Origin of the sequence: Bacillus sp. JJ664 (assembly GCF_036962205.1) — a bacterium.
GTDB lineage: Bacteria > Bacillota > Bacilli > Bacillales > Bacillaceae_G > Gottfriedia.
Genome location: NZ_JBALMS010000215.1, coordinates 1 through 1,457 on the forward strand (window position 1 = coordinate 1; position 1,457 = coordinate 1,457).

Here is a 1,457-nt window from a genome sequence, read left to right on the forward strand (position 1 = left end):
TAAATGGTTTTATTTCGAAAGTGCTAAATTAGAAAAAGATTATGAAAAGATTGCTACCAATGTTTTAAAATTATTAAATACATCAGATCGTTTTTGGATTACGAGTCTATTAAAATAACAAATTTTTTATTAAATGAAAGAATCTATATCTGTAGTTTTTTTGCTTTGCTTGTAGAAAATTAAAGAAGTAATGATTAAAATATATTAAAACCAGTAAAATCCAATTTATTTACCAGAATTTTCATATTTAGTAGATATAACAGAGATTATATATCTTACTTTATTTAATTAGGAGATGAAATTTACATGAAACATTTTTTGGAATGTAAAGTCAATATTAAACCAATACAAGCAGTACAGCTTATTTTAGAAGACAAAGAATTAAAGTCAAAATTGATATTTGAGGATTATAAAGTTGTACAAGGTGTAGAGAAAGAGATTGCTATTTTAGTATTTGAGAAGTTCTTCTTAAGAAACAATAGTACTGCAACATTGACAGTTACGATTGATAATTTTGATGGGGGAACAGTTGTCAAATGTATATCATCAGGAAATGGTGAAGGATTATTCGATATCGGTTTGGGAGCTGGTAAAAGTTTCATTACATCATTAAGAAAAAACTTGGTAGCAAACATAATTGAAATCACAAAGGAAACATAATACTGTTGTATTAGATGAAGCTATTTTTAAAATGTACCGATATAATAGAAAATTGATTTTAATAAGTCTTACTATATTCATAGGGTCTATAGGAAATAATATTGAAAAGGTGGAGGCGATCGAGATTAAACAAAAAGAACTGAAAGTAGTCGTAGGTGCCGGTGCATTTAACAATAATCCAGGTTGGATACAAACTCAGGAAGATGAACTTAACTTATTAGATGAATCTACTTGGGATAATCGTTTTGAGCATAACTCAATTTCAGCTATCTTGGCCGAGCATGTATGGGAGCATCTATCCTTTGAAGAAGGTGTGGAAGCAGCTAAAATTTGTTTTAAATTTTTGAAAGCAGCTGGTCATATCCGTTGTGCTGTCCCTGATGCATTTTTCCCAGATGAAACCTATCAAAATATCGTGAAAGTAGGGGGACCTGGACCGAAAGACCATCCTGCTGCAAGTCATAAAATCGTTCATAACTATAAAACATTAACTCAAATGTTTGAAAATGCTGGATTTGAAGTTACTTTAGTTGAATATTGTGATGAAAACGGAAAATTTTACTACAGTGAGTGGGAAGCGAATGATGGTGTGATTTACCGTTCAAAAAAGTATGATACTAGAAATCAAGGGGATCTACTTGGATTTCCTTCGCTAATTGTCGATGCGGTTAAACGATAAGTATTCATTACGAGACTAAAACTATTATTCACCGCCATCTCCGCCATCATTACTATCTTCACTTTCACCGTTCCCACCACTATCTTTACTACCATCAAAGATATCATTTATTCGATCT

Annotated in this window: 2 protein-coding genes; both read left to right on the top strand. The window is 31.2% G+C overall.

What is annotated here, in order from left to right:
* Positions 1-306: 306 nt before the first annotated feature.
* Positions 307-660 carry a DUF6054 family protein gene (locus V7056_RS20370; protein WP_499704210.1) on the top strand — a complete coding sequence of 118 codons (354 nt, stop codon included), beginning with the start codon at positions 307-309 and terminating at the stop codon, positions 658-660.
* 118 nt (positions 661-778) lie between these two features.
* A complete protein-coding gene (locus V7056_RS20375; protein ID WP_499704211.1) occupies positions 779-1,339 on the top strand; it encodes a class I SAM-dependent methyltransferase in 561 nt (186 codons plus the stop codon).
* Positions 1,340-1,457: the final 118 nt, after the last annotated feature.

Coding starts and splice junctions, on each gene's coding strand:
- V7056_RS20370 (WP_499704210.1), top strand. CDS start 307: ATGAAACATTTTTTGGAATGTAAAGTCAATATTAAACCAATACAAGCA.